Origin of the sequence: Corallococcus sp. CA053C, assembly GCF_003611675.1 — a bacterium.
Classification (GTDB): domain Bacteria; phylum Myxococcota; class Myxococcia; order Myxococcales; family Myxococcaceae; genus Corallococcus.
This window is the reverse complement of record NZ_RAWA01000167.1, coordinates 1-19,550: the sequence shown is the minus strand read 5'-3', so window position 1 is coordinate 19,550 and position 19,550 is coordinate 1. Positions and strand designations below refer to the sequence as shown.

The following is a 19,550-nucleotide window of genomic DNA, read 5'->3' as shown; positions in this document are numbered from 1 at the left end:
CCGAAGGCCCGTTATCGCGGCACGCGCCGCAACCTCTTTGACCTCAGGCGACTCGCGGTCGTCCAAAACCTCGAGGTCACCGCGCGCTATCAGCGCGCGGCGTGACCTAACCTGTTCGGCGCTCTAGGTCGTCGACTTTGTGGCCATCCGTCATGTCCCTGCTTTCGCTGACCAGGACCTGCATCCGGCCCAAGACGAAGGCGCGGAGGTAGATGTCGTAGAGGTTCGTCGCTTCCATGTCTGGGTGTCCTTCCGTGAAGGGTGTGCATGCAGCTGCGCTCCGTTCTGCTGGAGCGTGCTGCGACCCTACCGGCGAGGCCTGACATCTCCTGGACACCAGCCCGACCTACTGAATCTTCTTTCAGGAGGGGCTGAGCCCTACCGCTTCTTCCTCTCCCGGGCGGCGAGAGCTTCCTCCAGAAGGCGAAGAGGTCCGTCGCGACCAGCTCTGGGGTGCGCTGGCGGCTCAGTCCCCGTCGAGCGGCTTCCCCCAGGTGTGATGGCCAGCGGTGCAGATGAACAGGACTGTCCCAGGAAGCGGTCCCGCCTGATTGACCTGCTTCGCTTCCTTGCCGCACTGCCTATTCCCGACAGCCTCGGGGCACGGTTTTCTCTTCATGGCGGATCCTCCGGACGCGTTGAGACTGCCGGCCGCCGTCATACCAGCTCCCTCAAGCGGAGGCAGAGGCGAAGCCGGAAGAGGCAAGCGAGCTGCCTTTAGCAGCGACGAGACAGGAGCCGACCCAGGAGCGCACGCCGCGGGTGGATGGGGCCGGGTTGCTCAAGCAGGAGTTTCGCGCTGGACGTGTTCGCCTGCGGCAGGTGTGGAGGCAGGCGCCGGGTGCTGGCGTATCGGAGGGCTCCCAGTGGGGTGCGTGCCCTCCTGGAGCACCTGGGACTGCCCACGCTGCCTGGGAGACTGTCCCCAGCACGGGGGCCACCCCGAGCGCGGGGTGTTGAGCGCCAAGCCGCGGTGGCCCCCATGCCCAAGCCCCCTGCCGCGCCCCTGAGGGGAGCGCGGCCTGAGCGGGCGTGTGCCCCATGAGGGCTGCACGGCTTCTGCACCGGCCAGGCGCACAGCTCGGCGGCACCCGTCAGCGTCCCTCTTCGGCACCTCTGCTCCAGCCCCCACCCTCCACAGGCCTTCTCTTCGCCCTATGCGTACTAATTTTGTTTTCTTTGCTTTGCGGCTTATGGATTGAGAAAGGCTCGTCCACCCCAAGGAGCGTCAAGTGAAGCGTTGGAACGTTGGAGCGCTGGTGCTGGTTGGAACCCTCGCGGGCTGTGCTCCGCCAGAATCCGAAGCCTTGTTACTGGGGGAACCCGAGGCGGCCCTGGACTCACAATCCCAGGCGCTGTCCTATCCCAACGGAAGCAGCCGCACGGTGGTGTCACAGCGCGTCGTCTACAAGGACGCGTCCGGCGCCTACCAGCCAGCGCCGGGCTTCGAGCAGTTCCGCGCGGCCGGTGCCTCCGACAGCACGCTCCACGCCATCCGCATCGCCCAGGTGGAGGCCCCGAGCGTGCGCGAGGCCATCGTCTTCATGACCGCCGGACAGAAGATCTCCAGCAGCGGCCACTCCAGCGGCGTGACGGGCCAGTCCTCCAACTGGGACGCGTCCTGTGACGACGTCTCCTGCCCCAACGTGCTCCTGGATGGCCGCTCCCTGGCGATGAAGCTCAATGCCCTGGGCTGGTTTCCTCCGGGCAGGACACACCTGTCCGTGGTCAACGACAGCAACTTCGACCACCTGTTCGACAGCGACACGAAGCAGCGGATCGTCAACGGGTTCGTCCTCTGGCTCCAGGCCCAGGTCCGCCCGGAGACGCGGTCCATCTACCTGGCGGGCAGCTCCCGCGGCGGGTGCCTGGTGATGCGCATCGCCCAGGCGCTCCGCGCCAACACGGCGCTGGATGGCATCACCGTCTACGTGTCGTCGCTGGATGGCGTGTGCAGGAACAGCCAGGGCGAGTTGGGCACGCAGGACACCAAGATCAACAACCCCGTGCGCCCCTGGGGCACGTTCTACGGCGCCTGGGCCACCCCCCTGCCCGACCAGTTCCCCCGCCGCGAGCGGCTGCACCTGTATCAGGTGGTGGGAGGCCAGGAGGTCGCGCCGGCCACCGGCATCCGCGCCTTCTCCGGGTACGCGGGCACCACGCCTCCGTCCACGGGCACGAACCTGGACTGGGGCTGGTACAAGCAGACCTGGGTGAAGTGGCAGCACAAGGAGATTGGCAACCCGTACACCGACCCGAGCGCGTCGGAGCAGCCGCTCGCCATCTCGGAGACGATTGACGCGCAGCTCACCTGGCTGGACGGCCTGCTGTAATCCGACACAACCCGCCGCCTGTGGCCTCCCATGAGGCCCCAGGCGGGGCCTGAAGCCAAACGCGCGCCGTCAGAACACGCCGTTCAGCTTCAAGCCGCCTCCGTCCGGGACCACGATGGGGGACAGGCTCGCCTGGATGAAACCCGGGAGCTTCCGCGTCTTGGGCGTGCGGGCGGGGTCCTCCGACAGCCCCCCTGAAGGGGTAGGTCCTTGGCGGTTCAGTAGAAGAGGACGCATGCGGCGGGGTGCGTCGCGGAAGAAGAAGGTGCCGCCCACGCCGGCGTGGTCGCCCATCGTCCGCTCCTCGGGGCGTTCGAAGCGTCCATGGAGACTCCGCGCACCCCTGGCAATTCCTGTCACGATGGCATGGACAACCTGTTGGGATGTCCTGGGAATCTTGACCAGAAAGGGTGGGCTTGGACTCACCCACGAGGGCATGTGAACAATTCCTGCGAGCCGGCTGATGCGCCGCGCAATCCGGATTCTCATGCGCCAAGACCGGCGGGTGATGTGTCAAGAAAACATATCTCACTGATTGTCACTATCGCGTGAAATTCGCGTAAGAGTCTTTGGAACAGGAAGGGCGCTGGCCGCGCAACCCGCGGGCAAGACAGCCCTGATTGCACAGCCGAGAGGCTGGAACGTCCACTGAATCGCAACAGATGCTCCACTGCGCGGTGTTGCAGTGTCATGCGGCCACGGGCTGCGAAAGAGAAACGTATGCGGAAGCTGTCCATGACGACCGTCATGCTGTGCGGAGCATTGGTGTCAGGGTGCCAGGGAGAGGATTGGGAGTCCTCGTCCCACGAACAGCCCGGCGGCAACGGCACGGAGGCGTCTGTCGCGTCCACCCGGCAGGCGATCGTCTCCCCGGAGCTCGCGGCGTCGCTCGCGTGTGCCGAGACGTATGCCACCGCGGGGACCTGCGACTGGGCGCACTGGAGCGAGCTGGTGGAGACGTGCCTGACCTATGCGCACCCGGAGCTCGAGGACGGCGTCTTCATTGATGCGGTGCAGTCAGGCCAGTGTACCGCGGCCAACTGGTCCGTGCTGCGCGAGCAGCTCCTCGCCCCGCGCCCGCCGTCCGTCTTCGTGCGCGAAAGCTGCAACGGCGGCTCCCAGGTGATTCAAGAGGCCGCGTCCAACGGCTGCTACACCCTCGCGCCGACCGCGGGCGCCTCCTTCGTCGACGTGCCGGTCGGCAAGACCGTGACGCTCCATGCCGCTGGGGACTGCACCGGCGACTCGGTGACTGTCGAAACCGACACGAACCTCTGTGAGACCTCGTTCGGGAGCGGCGCGAGCGCGAACGACAAGGTGCGTTCGTTCCGGGTTCAGGACGTCGAAGTCCTCCCCTCGTCGCATCGCTACGACTGTGCCAGCGGGGAGTCGACCTGCGTCGAGAACCACAACAACGCCAGCAGACTGGCCGCCATCAACAAGAAGCTCACCGTCAAGATCGTCCGCATGACGCTTGATGGCAAGACGACGCCCGCGTTGACCACCATCAAGAACACCATCAGCAATCTGTCCGACTACTACGCAGTCGCGTCTCGCAACCAGTTGAGCCTGGAGGTCATCGCTTCGCAGAACGTGGCGGTGACGAGCACCAACTGTGCGACGGCGAAGACCCAGGCCCGCCAGAAAGCCACCAGTTCGAGCGCGTTCCTGACGGTGTATGTGCTGCCTGGCGGGGTGTGCTCCACCTCGAACGCCGGCTCGCGCAGCGTCAACCTCAAGGGCACCCTGTTCCGGGACTACGCCCACGAGGTCGGTCACGTGCTCGGCCTCGCGCACGGCAACGTGCGTGACCCCTCTACCGGCACGGTCAAGTCGTCCGGCGACTCAAGCACGTACATGGGCATCTTCGCGTCGGACAACTACAACCTCCCGCAGCTCCACTGGCTGGGGTGGACGAAGAAGGAGGAGATCGTCAAGATCAACTCGGCCATCGCCAGCAATGGCTTCACCGAAATCACCCTCCGTCCGGTGGGCAGCAACGCCGACAGCACCAACCCCCTGCCGATGGGCGCGGTCTGGGAGATTCCTGGCACCGACCAGCGCTTGTTCATCGCCGTGCCGAAGCCGCGCCTGACCGGCACGAACCAGATCGAGGGCGGCACGGTGTTCGCGTACCGCGCTCCCAAGTGCGTGGGTTGCACGGGCATGGCCATGGGCACGATGCAGATGGCGCGGTTCGGCGCCAAATCCATCAATGAGCACGAAGCGAGCGGCATCTTCATCACGCCGGTGGGCTACACGAGCAGCTTCGTCCAGGTGGACGGGCAGAGCGTCGAGGTATTCACCTCCGTCACGCTGCGCGTCAGGCAGTAGGGTCCGGTTCAAGGCAGCACGGCGTCCCGGATGAACCGGGTCAGGGACTCCGCCATCTTCTGGTGCGTGGCGGCGGAAGGATGCCAGTCCTCCGCGACGCCATCGGTGGCGGGGTCCTGTTCGGCCATCACGTGGCGGTGGACGCGGCGGTACGCTGCTCAGGCCCAGAGTTCCTGTTCGAGCGAATCCAGCAGGGCGCGGGCGACCTCGGGAGAGGGCAGGCCGGCATCGGCGGTGAGTCGCGCGTCGAGCGGCACGGCGACTTCCGCGCGCAGGACTTCCACCGCGTGTCGCTGGGCCTCACGCAGCGCGGTCCGCTCCTGGGCGGAGAGGCGGGGGCGGGCCCAGTCCGCGACGTCCCACGAGAGGCCCGCGTGGCGCGTCTCGTCCTCGGCGATGCGGAGCATGGCTTCGCGAATTTCGGGGTCGCGTGCGTGCAGGGCCTGATGGTGGGCCACCAGCGCGCCATAGGTTTCGCGCACGCAGCCCTCCACGGCGTTGTCGAGCAGCACGTCGGACAATGGACGCAAGGGCAGGTCCTCCACGGAGGGCGGCGGAGGCGTCGCGCCGAAGCGGCGGGCCAACCGGGAGGTGACGTCGGTGTGGCGCACCTCGTCCGCGGCGCTGGCGAGCGCGGCGTCCAGGAGTTCTGCGCCCGCGCCGTGCAGGGCCAGCTCTTCACGAAGCCGCAGGAAGGCATGGATGGACGCGGCCTCCAGGTGGGCCACGTCCGCGAAATAGCGTCCCCGGGCGTCCTCGCAAGCGCCGCCTTCCGCGTCCTGGAGCCCGGCGGGGCGCCGGCCGACAGAGCAGCCCGCGCGTCGCTCCTGGATGAGCTGGCTTTCCACTTCGGTGACCTGGCCCGAAGCCGAGACATTCAACGTGTGGCGGGTCACATCCGAATTGCAGCCATTGCCCTTCTCGCCGATGACGGTGAAGCCGCCAGCGGGATTGGCTCCGACCCTGCCGCGAGCGTCTCCGTCCTTGCAGATCTGGTAGCCCGAGGCGAAGGCCACGAGCGCGGCCTCCTGCGGCGCGTCGATGGTCCCGAGGAACGTGATGAGTTGCTCACGCGTGGAGTACGCGCTGACCACGTCCCCCCGGGTGGACGTCAGGTAGTAATGGGCGAGCCCTTTGCCGAAGCCCTCGGTGGATTTCAGACGCCCGAGCGCCAGTCGGCACCCGGGGGCGTCGGAAGCCGTCTTGCAGGCCTCCCCGTGCGTGGCTTCCGACCGTGGCTCGCCCGGCTCGCTGAACGCGGTCGTGAAGGAGTGGAGCTCGATGAAGTCTGGCGCGGGAGTGATTGACAGCTTGTCGAACTCGGGACCGTGCTTACCGCAATCGACCTTGGAACTCACCTCGGGCACCTTGGAAGGCCCCTTTGAGGGCTCCTTGGCGGGCTCCTGTTGACAGCCGGTGATCACCAGGGACGGTGCCAGCGATACCGTCAAGGCATGGGAGAACAGCCGACGCAGCCGCTGCACGTTCATGAACGACTCCCAGGGACAACGGGGTGGAATTCCCTTGGCGGCGAACGCTAGCAGTCTTGCTCAGGCGCGGAAATCAAGAAACCCCTGACGCAGCACGGGCGATGCACGCAGTCCGCGCGCATCGCCCGTGAAGACAACCCAACCGGTCCCGAACTACGCGCCCGCGTACTTGCGGTGGTGCTCGTGGATCTCCGCCAGCCGGAACGTGCCCGGCTCCGGCGCGATGGCCTCCGGCGCGTCGTACGGCAGGTTCATCAGCCGCGCGTACTCCTCCACCGACACGCGTGAGCGGGCGTGTGCCCCATGAGGGCTGCACGGCTTCTCCACCGGCCAGGCGCACAGCTCGGCGGCACCCGTCAGCCTCCCTCTTCGGCACCTCTGCTCCAGCCCCCACCCTCCACAGGCCTTCTCTTCGCCCTATGCGTTTCCACCTGCGCCCAGGCCCCCCTGTTCCAGCGCTACGCACGCAGCGGCATGGTGGAGTCCCTGCCCGGCAACAAGGTGCGCCTGTCGGTGCTGGCGGACGTCCACAGCGAGGACTGCGGCACCCCCGACTGCTACTTCACCCGGGTGCGGGCGGTGTTCCACTTCGCGGAAGGCAAGGGCTGCCGCGTGCGTGAGGTGGAGGTCTCCACGGAGGACGGCGGCTGCTTCCCGGAGGGCTCGGGCGTTCCGCCGAAGCGGGAAGCGTTCTTCCCGAAGGGGCCCGTGGACGTGGCCGACCCGGCGCTGGGACAACTCACCCTGCGCACGCGCAAGGCGGACCGTGCCCTCGTCCTCCTCCCGCGAAACCTCTTCTACTTCGAGGACGTGAAGGCTGGCGCCCCGCTCCACACGACGCTGCCCGCCGAAGAGGCGGGAGAGGACGCCTGCTGCTGGGGCGCCTCCATCGCGGAGACGCACTTCCGCGATTAGGGCTTCGCGGCTGGCTCCGGCACTCCCGGCCACGAAGTCCGCATCGCCGCGTGGATGAAGGCGCCGAGCGTTCCTGACCGGGTTGCGCGTAGACTGACATCCTGGAGGTGGACGACGGATGCGCCACACGATGCCGGGAGTGTTCGCGGTCTGCATGGTCCTGGCTACCACGGCAAGCGCCGCTCCGAGGCCCGCCGTGGGGATCTACGCGTCGCGGCCCCCGGCCGCCGTGAAGAAGCAGAGCGGCTCGGGATCCGAACCGCCGTGGAGCTGGGTGGCCCCTGGACAATGGGAGGCCGACAAGGGTTCGCAGCAGGAAGGCGAGCTGATCCGCTGGCTGATGTCGGGCGACCGCGCTCAGCAGGCCGAGGCGCAGATCCGGCTCCTGCCCCTGGGGGCGGCGCTGCTTCCGAAGCTGGAGGCGCTGGCGCGCCGTGAACCGGAGACCGAAGAGGCGCTGCTGGAGTTCCTCCGGCTCCTCACCGCGCACCGGGTAGAGCCCGACATGCTGGGCGACTCCCCAGCGCTGAGCGCGTTGGCGGCGAAGGACCTGGCCCGGGGCCGAAAGCTCGTGGCCGCGTGGGAGAAGGCTCCCAGCAAGGATGAACTCGTCGAGCACTTCCCGTTCGAGCTATGCGGGACGCCTCCGCTTCCGCCAACGTGGCTGTCCATTGAAGGACCGCGGCTCCAGGCGCTGAGGAACTCACTGTGGGCACTGGGCGGGCTGGCTCGCCCCGGCATCGAACGGATGCTGGCCTCACCCTCCGCCAACGTCCGGCTCCAGGGGATCGTGATCGCCGACGAGCTGGGCTTTCGTCCGGCTCCGGCGACGCTCACCCGGTTGCGCAGTGATCCGGGGACGGTCGAACTGGAAGCTCAGTCGACGTCGCTGGACGGGCAACCGGATCGCGAGCGGCACCGGTCGAAGGTCTTGCTGTCAAAGCGTGCATCCCTGCTGGTGGATGCACTGGATGCGCACAAGCGCGAATACACGGCGGACGACCCCATCGCGTTTCGCATCGAGGAGGTCCTGACCGAATGGCTCAAGGCTGGCGGACTCACCACCGTGGAGGAGCCCGCCAAGGCCGGATGGCTGTCCATGGACCTCATCAACAGCCTGCGGCAGCAGGGAGGCTTTCAAGCCGCCACCGAGCAGGAGTACTGGAACCGCGTGAGACCGCTGTGGCGCCTGTGGTGGCTTTACGTCGCCCCGGATGCGGAGCGGTATGCGCGGAGCGAATGGCTCGCGCTCGAAAGCAGCCGGGATGGCATCCAGATTCAATGGGGGGCCGAAGAGAAGGGGACGGCGCTCCGCCTGGAAGGCCCTGCCGGGATGAAGGTGGAAGTCCTTTCCCATTCCTTCCCGGGCCCTCCTACCGTAGTCCAGCGAGGCGTCCTTCCCCTCACGGTGGAGTCGAAGGAGCGGTTGAACAGCGTGGGGCTCCGGCTGCTCATGGGGACGACCTGGGTGGACTCGGGTGCGTACCTGGCCCCGAGCCAAGCTCGGATGACGGTCTGGATCCATCCGAAGCTGTTCCAGCGCTTCCTTGCGTCGCGCAAGCACTGAAACCGGAATCGGATAGATTGCAGTATATTCCAGTTTGTCTGAATGAAATTGACTTCCTGATTTCGGCGCTCGCAATGTCTACCCGTCGCCCGCGCCCCTGAGGGGAGCGCGGCCTGAGCGGGCGTGTGCCCCATGAGGGCTGCACGGCTTCTCCACCGGCCTGGCGCACAGCTCGGCGGCACCCGTCAGCGTCCCTCTTCGGCACCTCTGCTCCAGCCCCCACCCTCCACAGGCCTTCTCTTCGCCCGATGCGTGGCTGTTCCTGGCGCAGCACCGGATATCGGGGAGTGGCTCAGCCTGGTAGAGCACTTGGTTCGGGACCAAGGGGTCGCAGGTTCAAATCCTGTCTCCCCGACCATTCAAGAGGCGCGGAAGCCGAGGAGAAATCCTCGGGTCCGCGCCTTTCGTCTTTCAGGGGGCTAGAAAGCCAGCAGCAAGCGGCGAGGCCGCCCCCCCCGGCGGCCGGTTCCTGCGTCACGGCGGGATGATCCGCCTGGAAGGCGAGCGGGTTGATGCCGCGGCGCATGTCCTCCTCTACTTGCGATGTGCGGCGAGGAAGGCGCGCGTTTCGGCGACGACGCGGTCTTGAAACTGGGGGTCCTGGAGTTGCGGTGAGCCGCGCATCGGCGTGCCGCCTTCATCGAAATAGATGCCGGTCTGGCCCGACGTGCTCATCAGCAGTTGGCTGAGCACGCGGCCTGCGCGTTTCGAGGTGGTCAGAATCTTCACGAACGGCATCAGGAGCGGCACGAGCATCGGCACGATGAACTTCTGCAGGAAGCGCACGGATGCGGCGGCGTCGGCACCACCGAGACCGGTGGCCGGGTTGAAGCCCGGCTCGACGGCGTTGAAGTGCAGTCGTGGCGTCTCTCGAGCGAACGCCAGGGCCGTCACGATCGTGGCTTGCTTCGAAGTGGCGTAAGCGTCCATTCCCGGCCTCTGCGAGCCTCCTGGCTTCCACTCTCCGCGTGCGCTCGCCTCGGCCGAGAGGTAGCGACCGCCGCGAAACCCGGCTGCCACGGCGGGCTTGCGCTCGGGGTCTTCGACGGCCGAGCCAACGAACAGCACGTTCGTGCCATCGGGGAGATGCGGCACGAGCGCTTCGGTCAGCACGAACGGCCCACGGTGGTTGGTCGCGAACGACAAGTCCCACCCTTGTGCGTTCTTCGTGGGCCGCTGCTGCATGATGCCCGCGTTGTTCAGCAGGCCGGCAATGGGCAGCTTGAGCGCCACAATCTCGGCGGCCGCGCGTCGCACGCTGTCGAGATCAGACAGATCGCAGACCACGGACACCGCGCGCTGCCCCTTGCGCTCAATGGTTTTCTGGAGCTCGTCGAGCTTCGCGCGGTCGCGACCCACCAAGACGACCGTGCCGTGCTTCGCCAGTTCAAGCGCCGTGGTGCGGCCCATGCCCGATGTCGGGCCCGTGATGATGTACGCCGGGTGGGTTGTCGTCATGATGCGCCAAGAGTAAATAGTTCATCGGTGCGGATAAATGATCCGGAACTGAATTGAGTGTTCGTCATCGCCGAACAATTCCAGAGGAGAACCTCCGTGGATCGATATGCAGCGATGCGCGTTTTCGTGAAAGTCGCCGAGCTGCGCAGCTTCACGCAGGCGGCTGCGCAACTCGGCCTGCCGAAGGCGACGGCGACGACGACCGTTCAAGACCTCGAGGCGTTGGTACAGGCGAAGCTGCTCAATCGCACCACGCGAAAGGTCGAACTCACTCCTGATGGTCTCTCGTTCTTCGAGCGTTGTAAGGACGTGCTGAGCGACATCGAAGAGATGGAGTCGATGTTTCAGACCGGTTCGGCTGAGATCCGGGGCAAGATTCGAATCGACATGGCGAGCTCATTGGCACGAGACGTCGTGATTCCCCAGCTCCCGAAGTTCTTCGAGATGTACCCCGAGGTTGAAGTCGAGATCATCGGCGTCGACCGAAGGGTCGACCTCATTCGAGAGGGCGTCGATTGCACGATTCGTGGCGGCCCGCTCGAGCCAGGTCTGAGCGCGGTCGAGCTCGATTGGGGCGAGGTGACGATCGTCAATGCTGCCAGCCCGGTGTACCTCAAGAAGTACGGCAGGCCGAAAGACCTCGACGATTTGAAGAACCACCGCCTTGTGCACTACGCGACCGTGATGGGGGAGGTGCCCGACGGGTTCGAGTATTTCGATGGGGAGCGAAGCCGTCAGATCAAGATGAAGAGTGTGATTACCGTCGCGACCATCGACGCGTACAAAGCCGCGGCGCTGGCGGGCCTCGGCATCTGCCAAAACCCTCGAATCGGTATTCGCGAGTATCTCAGGCGCGGGCAGTTGGTCGAAGTGTTGCCGAAATTTCGACCCGCGCCAGGCCGCAACGCCAGGATCGTCTACCCCCAGAGGCGATTTCTAGCGAAGCGCGTTCGCGCCTTCATCGAGTGGGTGACGCCAATTCTTCGAGCGTACTTCGAAGGCCAAGACGCCTGACGTTGGCCTCCTGGGGCCGCGGGCGCTTCCTCGTGACGTATGAGCCCTATGACCTGACGTACGCCCAGTTCCGGATGAAGTTCCGGCTCGTGTCCGACCCCGTGAACGGGGCGAAGTGCGCCACGGGCCCGGACTGCACCAGCGGCTTCTGCGTGGAGGACGTCTGCTGCCAGAGCGCGTGCGAGGGTGGAACGTGCGGGGGTGGAACGTGCACCTATCCGTCCGCGAGCATCACCTGCCCGGGGGACGTGGTGGCCGAGGCCACCCGTGCTTCGGGCGCGCCCGTGAGCTACCCGGCCGCCAGTGCCACGGGCGTGCTTCCGCTCTCCGTGACGTACAGCCAGGCGTCCGGGAGTGAGTTCGCGCCAGGCAGTACCTCCGTCACCGCCAGGCTGGTGGATGGCTTCGGGCGCACGGCCTCCTGCGGCTTCTCCGTCACGGTTCGGGACACCACCGCGCCGCAGCTCACGTGTCCCTCGCCCGTCCAGAAGGCGGATGCGCCGCCGGAGGGCGTGGCCGTGGACTACCCGGCGGCCATCGCGCAGGACTCGGCCTCCACCCCGACGCTGAGCTACAGCCAGGCCACCGGCACGGTGTTCCCCGTGGGCACGACGCAGGTGACGGTCACGGCCACGGATGGCTCGGGCAACAGCGCCACCTGCACCTTCCCGGTGAGCGTGGCCGCGCGCGTCCAGCCGCCTCCCGACGAACCGCTCCCCAGCGGAGGTTGCGGCTGTGGCGCGAGCAGCGGAACCTCCGGGGGCTCAGCTGGGGAGGACTGATGATGCTCGCCTGGGGTGTGACGCGCCGTCGGCCGTCATCCGCCATCAGGGCAGGGCGCTGAAGGCGGGGTTCCAGCTGTCCGTGCGGCCGTGAGCGGGACGCCGTGCCGGGCCATGAAGGCCCGCAGGGGCGCGACGTCCTGCCTGCTCTCGCCCCCGGGGCGTGGTCATCCCGGCCGGTCAGCCGAGGCGACAACTTCCCAGACACAGGGGGTACGGCCGAAGGCCAAGCTCGTTCAGCGCTGTCGCGGGCGTTGCGGGTCTTTCGCGCGCGCGACACCTGCCTCTTCACATTGGCGAGTGGGGAGCCCCGTTTCGACGATGAAGTCGATGAGCGTGCGCACGGCGAACGGCATCAGCTCGCGCTCGTGGTAGACAATCGAGAGGGGCGTCTGCGCGCCGATGTGTTTGGCGAGAACCCGCACCAGCGTGCCGGCAGCGACCTCTGCCTGCGCCAGGAAATCGGGGATCAGCGCGATGCCAAGGCTGGTGCGTGCCGCGCCGAGCAGCACGAACATGTCGTTGGAAGTCATGCGCGGATGAATGCGCACGCTGCCCCCCTTGAGGCGCGGCCAGCTCAGCGAGGGCGTTTCTCCGCGCACGAACGGACTCAAGCAAGCGTGCCTGCGCAGGTCCGTGGCGCGCTTGGGAGTTCCTGCTCTTGCCAGATACGCAGGCGTCGCCACGCAGACCAGCGTGTTCGCACCCAACTTGCGTGACACCAGGTTGAGCGGCGTCGACGCGACGGGACCGGCGAGCAGCGCGAGGTCAAATCCGCCGTGAATCAAATCGACGTGCGTATTGCTGGCGTCCACCTCCAGGACAACGTCGGGATGGCGCAACGAGAACTGACCGAAGAGCTCCCCCAGGATGTCGGGAGCTCCGGTAGGAACGGAGATGCGCACCCGGCCCTCTACCTTGCCACTCGGCCGCTGCACGATGGCGCGCGCACGCTCGAGTGCTTCGACCGAGTGGCGCGCGTGCTGGTAGAACTCGGCGCCCGCGTCGGTGAGCGCCTGTCTTCGGGTCGTGCGTTTGAGGAGGCGGATGCCGAGGCGTTCTTCGAGCCGTTGCAAGCGCCGTCCAACGGTCGAGCGTGGCAGGCGCAGCTCTTTCGCGGCGCGTGAGAGCGAGTGCGTGTCGACCACACGCACGAAGGCGATCAGCTCGGCTGTCTCCGGTAGGTCGTCCATTTGGAGCAAATCATAGCGAATCATTCCAATTTTTGCATCGTTGTCCCAGGTCGGCGCCCAGGCTTAAGCAAGCGCCATGAGAACGAAACTCCTGTACTGGGTGCCTACCGGCTTGCTGGCGGCGATGTTCCTGATGTCCGGCACCTTCAACGTCACTCACCAGCCCAACGTGATGCAGGTCGCGGCGCGTCTGGGCTACCCCGGCTACGTGGCCACGCTCCTCGGAGTCTGGAAGCTGCTCGCCGCGGTCACCCTGGTGTTCGGCTCGCGTTGGCCGCGCTTGAAGGAATGGGCGTTCGCGGGCCTGTTCTTCAATCTCAGCGGTGCGATCTTCTCTCACGTCGCCTCCAATGACACCGTCGCCAGCAGTGTGCCCGCTGGCGTACTGCTGGTGCTGACCGGCATCACCTACGCGGCGCAGCGACGGTTCGGTCCTACCAGGCTCGGCGTTGTGAAGGCGACGTAGAGCCGGTACACCCCACTGCGCCGCGAGCGGGAGCCCATCCTTGGTGAGGCCCCGGGCCCGTCAGACAGCAACCTCACTCGCGAATCAGCTCATGGACGGACTGCCCATCCGGCCCCACGCCATCCAGCCGCACGAAGTCGACCGAGAAGGGCCAGGACGTCTTCACGAAGACGTGCTCCAGCCGGCAGACGCTGTTGCCCAGCTTCGTCCACGCCTGGACCTGGCATCCGCCGCCGACCCGCGCGGTGGTGATGTCGATGGGGCGCGAGGCAAAGGCCCGCAGGCGCACCCGCACCCGCCAGCCCTCCGCGGTGGCGTCGACCTGCTGCGGGTCCTCCAGCCCATACACGGGTTGCTCGACCTCCAGCAGCTCCTCCACCTCCGACGCCCCGCGCTCCAACATCCGCCAGTACACCTGCACGGGACGCGTCCCCACGGGGCGGCAGGCCTCGTCCAGGCGCAGGGCGTAGTGGACCTGGTTCCGGTTCTCGCTCCGGGACAGGAAGAAGGCGGACTGCGAGGGGAGGGGCGTCCCGGCCGCGGAGGCCAGGGTCGCGACGGTCGTCAGCGCGACGGCAGCGAGGGTGTTGAGCCCGGATTCAGGAAACATAGGGGTCCCCGTTGCATGGCGGAGTGACGGCGGTTCCCCGCCGGGCCGTATCAGGAATGACGAACACCCCTGGACCCTGGAGCTGTCACTCGCCCTGCGCACTTCGTCACCTAACACGACGCGGGCTCTTCCGAGTACCCCCCCTCGTCCGCCTGCCGAAGCACCCGGTGGCGCATCACCCCCCAGCACCTGGGGCGGGTTGCGCCGCCCGGAGCCTCCCGTGGAGGCTCAGCTCCCCTGATTGGCCACGGTGAAGGCGTTGGCGGTGGATCTCGGGCTGGTGTTGCCCGCCGCATCCGCCACCGAGGCCCTTACGGAGTGAGCTCCCACCTTCAGCAACGCGACCGGAGTGAAGCTCCAGGTCCCCAGGGCGGTGGCCGTGGTGGTGCCCGCCTTGACTCCATCCACGAAGACCGTGACGGGGAGACCGGCCTCTGCCTTACCGCTGTAGGTCGGCGTCTTGTCTGTCGTCACCGAACCGGCGGCCGGAGTAAGAACCGCCGGAACCGACCGTTTGATGCGCAGCGTGATGGAGTCGAACACCTCGACGCTGCTCCCATTTTCCTGGATCGAATGGCTCACGTAGCCCCCCGGCGTGATGAGGAGGTCTTTCACGATGTGGCTCGCGCCCGATTTGACGGCGAACCGCCCTTCCTGCACCGTACTCACCTGCACGCCAATGCAGGCCTTGCAATCGGTGGTGTACACCATCACATTGCCGCCGACGATCCGGTTCACGCCGTTGGTGCGCGACTTCGGGATGGCGACGAACATCCGCGTCTCGGTGTCGGGGGCCTCCCAGACGGCGCCCAGCGGGAGGCCACTGCCGTTGTCGAGGTTGAGGTCCACCGGCCGCAGCGTGACGTCACGGAAGCCCTTGCTTTCGAGCTCCGAGTTGACCTTCACGAGGTCGGCCTTCCGCGTCCAACCCAGCCAGTGCAACTGCGGGAGGTTGTAGTTGTCCGACGGCATCGAGCCCATGAACGTGCTCGGATCGCCGTAGTCCTCGCGATCTCCATTCTCGTCGGTGCGGTGGCCGTGCCCGAGACCCAGGACGTGCCCGGTCTCATGGACATAGGATCGCAGCAGACCATCATTGAGGAAGATTCTGCGATCATTGCCATTCGAGGTGGGACACATGCCCCGGGGCATCACGTACACGTTCAGGAACGCGCCCACGTTCTGGGTTTTGGCGAGGACATCCTGCTTCGCTTTCTCGCAGTCGCTGCTACTCACAACCACGGCCTGACCCGCCTCTTTGTAGAGCTGCAGGGCGACCTGATTGTGCGACGCCTTGGCGAAAATGGCATACATCTGCTTGATGCTGTCCCTGATGCTATTTATCGACGGCGTATCGCGACCGGCGACGAGGACCTGGACGAATCTGACCGTGTGTGTCCTGTTGATTTCGCTCAGATTGAGGTTGTAGTTCTTGACGCAGGTCGGCTCGTCGTCGGCGCATTGATAGCTGGAAGGCGACGGTATCTCCGCGGTGGACTGAACCCGGAACGAGCGCACGGCATTGTCCGCGCCCGCACCGCTCGCGAACGACGTCTCGCAGAGACTCGCGTCGGATTGGAGGGTGGCTGAATCGCCAGTGCAGCCCACGCCCGCATGGAGTGTCACGGTCTTGCCCCCAGGCACCTCGACGTAGGAAGCATCCGCACCGTTGACCGTGTAGCAGCCATCAAGCTCGGCCTCCTGCATCACCTGGGAGGCGCCATCGCAATCGACTCGCAATCTGACGAGGGGCGTGCGCGATGCGACGAGTTGCGCACGCAACGCAGGCCAGTTGGCGGAAGTGCAGTTTCCTGCCTTCACCTCATCCAGGAAGAGCCCGTCGTCGAGTTCCTGGTGCTCGTAGGTCTGGCATGAGGTCCACATCTCGCTCCAATGCGACCAATCGCAGGTGCCCGCAACGGCATACCCCCGCACGCACGAAAGCGACGCCTCGAGCGCCGGAGAGAGGAGCTCCTGGCGGGCGGAGGCGACGGACGTGCTGGCCCCTGGAGACAGCTCGGGGGCGGCACTCGGCTCTCCCACGCCGCCACACCCTGACACCAGCGCTCCACCCACGACGACAGCCATCACGAATCGCTTCTTCATCCTTCTCCCTCTTGCAGCCGCGAGTTCAGTTAGAGCGGTATTTATTGCTATCACCTCATTTCTAGACTATTCCGTCATTGGGTTTCCACAGTGGAGTGACAATGTTTTGCCGTCCCCACCTGGGCCGACCCAATCCGACCCTGTTTCACCACCGGGCGGATGCAGGCCCACGGAGGGTTCCATTCGTCGCGCGTTTGGCACACAAAGGCTGGCTCGAACCTGTTTCAGAGACTCCGTCGTAACGCGGCTGGCGGCAATCCATGACCGTGCCCCGGCTCGACCGTCGCCGGGGCGCGGCCCTGGTTGCTAGTGCGTGTTCAGCACGGCGACGTCGCAGGCGGTGAGCTCGCGGCTGTAGGTCCGGACATCGTCGAACGAAGCCGGAATGCTGGAGAAGGTGCTCAGGCAGGTCGGCAGCCTGCGGCCGATGCGGAACGAATTGGCGCCCGTGAGGTTCGTCGGCGCAGCGCTGGTCGCGGAGCCGACCAGCACGCCGTCAATGTACACCTTGAGCGAGGTCCCGCCGCGGGTATAGACGACGTGGTGCCAGCTGCCGTTGTTGAGCGGCGATGGAGAGACGTTGACGCCTGCACCGTTGGTGCCTGCCGCGTCCTCGTAGATCTCGAGCGACGCTACCGAGGTGCTGCCGCGGAGCCTTGCCGAGAGGTAGTTGCCTGCGTTCCCGGCCACCCGGTTCCCGATGAGATCTCCGCTGCTGGGGCCGTTGAAGGTCGTCTTCAGCCAATAGCTCACGGTGAAGGCGTCCGTCCCGAATTGCCCGGGCGCGAGGCCGAAGTCGACGTGGGCGTTGAGATCGCACTGCTGGGTGGGCGTGAGCGTGATCGCACTGGAGCCGTCGAAGCTGACCGTCCGCGACGCCGAGCTGCCCAGCGTTCCGTTCGACGTGCCCGCCGAGTCCAGGGCCGTGCTGCCGCTGGCCTCGTCGAAGGTCCAGCGGTGGGCCAGGTTGCTGGTCGTGTTGCCGGCCGGGGTGCCGGCGCAGACCCCGTCCTGGCAGGTGTCTGGCTGGGTGCAGGCGTCGCCGTCGTTGCACGCCGTTCCGTTGGGAGCTACCGGATGAGAGCACTGCCCGGTCGACGGATCACAGGTGCCCGCGGTGTGGCACGCGTCGAGAGGCGCGCAGACCACCCCCGCGCAGAGGTCGGGCTCGCAGGTGTAGCTCCCGGGCGTGTTGACGCAGATTTCACCCGGCTGGCAGTTCGCCGTCCCGTCGGCGCACTCGTCGATGTCGGTGCAGACGCTGGGTGCCCCCGCACAGGTGTAGCCGCCCTCCACCTGACATGTGGAATTACAGCCGTCTCCGGCCGTGGCATTGCCGTCGTCACAGATTTCGACCCCACCAATCACCCCGTCACCACAGATGGGCTGCAGCGACGTCTCCACCGCATCCACCAGGTAGAGCGCGAGCACCGCGCCTCTCAGGCGCACGTAGCGATAGGGCTGGTTCCCCGGGTACGTCGCCACCGCCACATGCGTTCCCAGGCCCAGCTCCACCAGCTGCAGCGCGCTGGAGCCAATGAATGTCCCATCCGCCTTCAGGAAGTCCACCTGGGCCACGAGCGCCAACGACAGGCCCTGGTAATAGACGCGCAGGTCGCCAGTGCCTTCCTCGCCCTGGCCCAGGTCCAGCACCAGCGCCGTGTTGAGCAAGCCCAGCAGTGTCGCGGCCTGCCCATCCGGAGCGCCCAGCGCCGCGCTCGCGTTGAGCACCGTCGCCGTGGTGCCCGAGGCCACCGCGTCCGCATACGGGTCCCTCGTCAACGAGGCTTCCGAACGCTCACGCGTCAACGCCCCGTCGTCCTCTTGCGACACTCCATCCTCCGGAGGACGGACCTTCTCCTCCAGGGACTCCACACCACATGCCCCCAGCGACAAGGCCAGCGTCACGCCCAGTCCCCACGACCACAGCACACCAGGACGGCTTCGCATCGATTGTCTTCCCCCCAAAGAGCAGGATGAAGTCCGGAATGGACCGTCCCCCCCATGGAATGAACAACACCACTTCTTGCTCGCGACGGTTCGGCGCGCACACGCGGATGGCCAACGTCTTCCGGCCACCAGCCAGGAATTACTAGAATACCATGGATAGAATGTCCATGACATGCTTTGCCGGCCTCCGCGAATCGATGGGGCCGTGACAGGGAAGGGCAGCGCACCGCCGACAGCGCCGGTGAGCCTCGGGAGCGCGGCCAGGCGTCAGACCTTCGCGCGGAGACTCCGCCAGCCGCCGAGCAGCGCTAGCGCGCCCGCGAGCGCCAGTTCTCGAGGCGCGGAGGCACAGCAGTTTGGGGAGGAATTCCCCGTCACACACGACACGTTCGCGGAGGGTCTCCTTCCATTGGTCAAGTCCCAAAAACGTGTGTAGTTGGCTGGGAGGAGGGGCGGAGAGCAGTGGGCTTTGGGGCAGGTGCCGGTGTCCGTCCTCTCCTCGCGTTGACGCACCGCCGCATTGGGCCTTGACGCGCTCATGATGCGGCGGCCGAATCTTGGGTAGGCACAACTATCTCGGTTTGGTTTCGCCGAGGAGCCTCCCTCTTTCCAGCTCGGCCCTGCTTGCTGAAATGACGGGATCGCCCAGGATCAGGACTGCCGAAATCGGCCCAGTCCGCCCAATACCTCTTTCAACTCAAGACGCATCCGACGATGACGTCGGCGATTTGTGCAATGTCAATCTTCAATGCAGGGGGATGACGCGGCTTTACAGGCATCTGCTGACAGCTTCCCTGGCCGTCCTTGGTTCGAGCGCCTGCGGCAACGCGGCTCCACCAGACGCGGCACAGAGCATACTATCCCGGCCTCCTGCCTACCCAGGCCTCGCTGAACAGCGTCATCACGGCTTTCGCCAACGCGTTGGTGAGCAACCCGAATGGGTCCGCAGGCATCACGCTGCCTGGGAGACTGGCCCCAGCACGGGGGCCACCCCAGAACGCGGGGTGTTGAGTCTGCAGCAGCAGTGGTCTGTCGCCTGCCGCCTCCTCATGAGAAGGCGGTCCGCCAAGAACGGATTGGGTCCCCAAATGCAAGCGCCGCCCCCTGCTTCAGAGGGTGGCGCGTGGAAAGCGGTGGGGTGCTCTGCTTGGGAGCGGCGGGAATCGAACCCGCCGCTCGGAGCCTCTGGCGAGAGCGATCCAACCCGGTCGAGCGCCGTTTCCGTAAGACTGCCCAGCACGGCACTCCCAGAGTGGGCTTGGCGGAGTTCCGTGGGAGCCCACCCGCAATCTGTACCCTGGCGAGGCGTGGCTGGGGAGCTGTCTCTTATAC

Annotated in this window: 16 protein-coding genes and 1 tRNA gene; 8 read left to right on the top strand and 9 right to left on the bottom strand. The window is 66.3% G+C overall.

The genetic code is table 11. From position 1 onward, the window contains the following. Window positions 1–106: 106 nt before the first annotated feature. Window positions 107–238, bottom strand: a complete 132-nt coding sequence (locus D7V97_RS46525; protein WP_255424833.1) for a hypothetical protein — start codon at window positions 236–238, stop codon at window positions 107–109. A 994-nt stretch (window positions 239–1,232) separates the two neighbouring features. Here D7V97_RS46525 and D7V97_RS21885 point away from each other — a divergent pair. Beyond that, window positions 1,233–2,333 (top strand): hypothetical protein, encoded by a 1,101-nt coding sequence (locus tag D7V97_RS21885; protein WP_120612596.1) that lies wholly within the window; start codon window positions 1,233–1,235, stop codon window positions 2,331–2,333. Window positions 2,334–2,402: 69 nt separating this feature from the next. Here the strand turns inward: D7V97_RS21885 and D7V97_RS21880 are convergent, their stop codons facing one another. Next, on the bottom strand, window positions 2,403–2,627 hold the full coding sequence (locus D7V97_RS21880; protein WP_120612595.1) for a hypothetical protein: 225 nt from the start codon (window positions 2,625–2,627) through the stop codon (window positions 2,403–2,405). 441 nt (window positions 2,628–3,068) lie between these two features. On the opposite strand from D7V97_RS21880, the gene D7V97_RS21875 reads away from it, so the two are divergent. Then, window positions 3,069–4,667: a hypothetical protein gene (locus D7V97_RS21875; protein WP_233583053.1), complete on the top strand. Its 1,599-nt coding sequence runs from the start codon at window positions 3,069–3,071 to the stop codon at window positions 4,665–4,667. A gap of 8 nt (window positions 4,668–4,675) precedes the next feature. Here D7V97_RS21875 and D7V97_RS46520 read toward each other — a convergent pair whose 3' ends face one another. Next, window positions 4,676–4,798: a hypothetical protein gene (locus tag D7V97_RS46520; protein ID WP_255424832.1), complete on the bottom strand. Its 123-nt coding sequence runs from the start codon at window positions 4,796–4,798 to the stop codon at window positions 4,676–4,678. A 27-nt stretch (window positions 4,799–4,825) separates the two neighbouring features. Beyond that, a complete protein-coding gene (locus D7V97_RS21865; RefSeq protein ID WP_120612594.1) occupies window positions 4,826–6,157 on the bottom strand; it encodes a ferritin-like domain-containing protein in 1,332 nt (443 codons plus the stop codon). A gap of 474 nt (window positions 6,158–6,631) precedes the next feature. Between D7V97_RS21865 and D7V97_RS21860 the strand changes: the two genes are divergently transcribed. The 3 genes from D7V97_RS21860 to D7V97_RS21850 all read left to right on the top strand — a co-directional run bounded on the left by D7V97_RS21860 (window position 6,632) and on the right by D7V97_RS21850 (window position 8,997). Next, the gene (locus D7V97_RS21860) at window positions 6,632–7,072 is read left to right on the top strand and encodes a hypothetical protein (RefSeq protein WP_120612593.1); all 441 of its coding nucleotides are present in this window, start codon (window positions 6,632–6,634) and stop codon (window positions 7,070–7,072) included. Between the two features lie 196 nt (window positions 7,073–7,268). Then, a complete protein-coding gene (locus tag D7V97_RS21855; protein WP_147444918.1) occupies window positions 7,269–8,639 on the top strand; it encodes a hypothetical protein in 1,371 nt (456 codons plus the stop codon). Between the two features lie 281 nt (window positions 8,640–8,920). After that, a tRNA-Pro gene (locus D7V97_RS21850) sits at window positions 8,921–8,997 on the top strand. A 176-nt stretch (window positions 8,998–9,173) separates the two neighbouring features. On the opposite strand, the gene D7V97_RS21845 is transcribed toward D7V97_RS21850, so the two are convergent. Continuing rightward, window positions 9,174–10,097: an SDR family NAD(P)-dependent oxidoreductase gene (locus D7V97_RS21845; protein WP_120612591.1), complete on the bottom strand. Its 924-nt coding sequence runs from the start codon at window positions 10,095–10,097 to the stop codon at window positions 9,174–9,176. A gap of 57 nt (window positions 10,098–10,154) precedes the next feature. Here D7V97_RS21845 and D7V97_RS21840 point away from each other — a divergent pair, with 57 nt between their 5' ends. Then, window positions 10,155–11,111, top strand: coding sequence for a LysR family transcriptional regulator (locus tag D7V97_RS21840; RefSeq protein WP_147444917.1), 957 nt, complete (start codon window positions 10,155–10,157; stop codon window positions 11,109–11,111). Window positions 11,112–11,113: 2 nt separating this feature from the next. After that, window positions 11,114–11,893 (top strand): HYR domain-containing protein, encoded by a 780-nt coding sequence (locus D7V97_RS21835; protein WP_120612589.1) that lies wholly within the window; start codon window positions 11,114–11,116, stop codon window positions 11,891–11,893. Between the two features lie 236 nt (window positions 11,894–12,129). Here D7V97_RS21835 and D7V97_RS21830 read toward each other — a convergent pair whose 3' ends face one another. Then, entirely contained in the window at window positions 12,130–13,110 is a 981-nt protein-coding gene (locus D7V97_RS21830; RefSeq protein WP_120612588.1) for a LysR family transcriptional regulator, read from the bottom strand. A gap of 52 nt (window positions 13,111–13,162) precedes the next feature. Between D7V97_RS21830 and D7V97_RS21825 the strand changes: the two genes are divergently transcribed. Next, complete coding sequence (locus tag D7V97_RS21825; RefSeq protein WP_120612587.1) at window positions 13,163–13,552, top strand: DoxX family protein; 390 nt, start codon at window positions 13,163–13,165, stop codon at window positions 13,550–13,552. A 73-nt stretch (window positions 13,553–13,625) separates the two neighbouring features. Here D7V97_RS21825 and D7V97_RS21820 read toward each other — a convergent pair whose 3' ends face one another. From D7V97_RS21820 to D7V97_RS45985, 3 genes are all read right to left on the bottom strand, one after another. Continuing rightward, entirely contained in the window at window positions 13,626–14,162 is a 537-nt protein-coding gene (locus D7V97_RS21820; protein ID WP_120612586.1) for a DUF4833 domain-containing protein, read from the bottom strand. 228 nt (window positions 14,163–14,390) lie between these two features. After that, on the bottom strand, window positions 14,391–16,268 hold the full coding sequence (locus D7V97_RS21815) for an Ig-like domain-containing protein (RefSeq protein WP_199728892.1): 1,878 nt from the start codon (window positions 16,266–16,268) through the stop codon (window positions 14,391–14,393). Between the two features lie 306 nt (window positions 16,269–16,574). Next, the gene (locus D7V97_RS45985; protein ID WP_233583052.1) at window positions 16,575–18,218 is read right to left on the bottom strand and encodes a LamG-like jellyroll fold domain-containing protein; all 1,644 of its coding nucleotides are present in this window, start codon (window positions 18,216–18,218) and stop codon (window positions 16,575–16,577) included. Between the last annotated feature and the right edge of the window lie 1,332 nt (window positions 18,219–19,550).

Excerpts from the sequence above, each read along its gene's own strand:
- D7V97_RS46525 (WP_255424833.1), bottom strand. The coding sequence starts at position 238 with ATGGAAGCGACGAACCTCTACGACATCTACCTCCGCGCCTTCGTCTTG.
- D7V97_RS21880 (WP_120612595.1), bottom strand. The coding sequence starts at position 2,627 with ATGGGCGACCACGCCGGCGTGGGCGGCACCTTCTTCTTCCGCGACGCA.
- D7V97_RS21875 (WP_233583053.1), top strand. The coding sequence starts at position 3,069 with ATGACGACCGTCATGCTGTGCGGAGCATTGGTGTCAGGGTGCCAGGGA.
- D7V97_RS21865 (WP_120612594.1), bottom strand. The coding sequence starts at position 6,157 with ATGAACGTGCAGCGGCTGCGTCGGCTGTTCTCCCATGCCTTGACGGTA.
- D7V97_RS21860 (WP_120612593.1), top strand. The coding sequence starts at position 6,632 with ATGGTGGAGTCCCTGCCCGGCAACAAGGTGCGCCTGTCGGTGCTGGCG.
- D7V97_RS21845 (WP_120612591.1), bottom strand. The coding sequence starts at position 10,097 with ATGACGACAACCCACCCGGCGTACATCATCACGGGCCCGACATCGGGC.
- D7V97_RS21830 (WP_120612588.1), bottom strand. The coding sequence starts at position 13,110 with ATGATTCGCTATGATTTGCTCCAAATGGACGACCTACCGGAGACAGCC.
- D7V97_RS21825 (WP_120612587.1), top strand. The coding sequence starts at position 13,163 with ATGAGAACGAAACTCCTGTACTGGGTGCCTACCGGCTTGCTGGCGGCG.
- D7V97_RS21820 (WP_120612586.1), bottom strand. The coding sequence starts at position 14,162 with ATGTTTCCTGAATCCGGGCTCAACACCCTCGCTGCCGTCGCGCTGACG.
- D7V97_RS21815 (WP_199728892.1), bottom strand. The coding sequence starts at position 16,268 with ATGAAGAAGCGATTCGTGATGGCTGTCGTCGTGGGTGGAGCGCTGGTG.
- D7V97_RS45985 (WP_233583052.1), bottom strand. The coding sequence starts at position 18,218 with ATGCGAAGCCGTCCTGGTGTGCTGTGGTCGTGGGGACTGGGCGTGACG.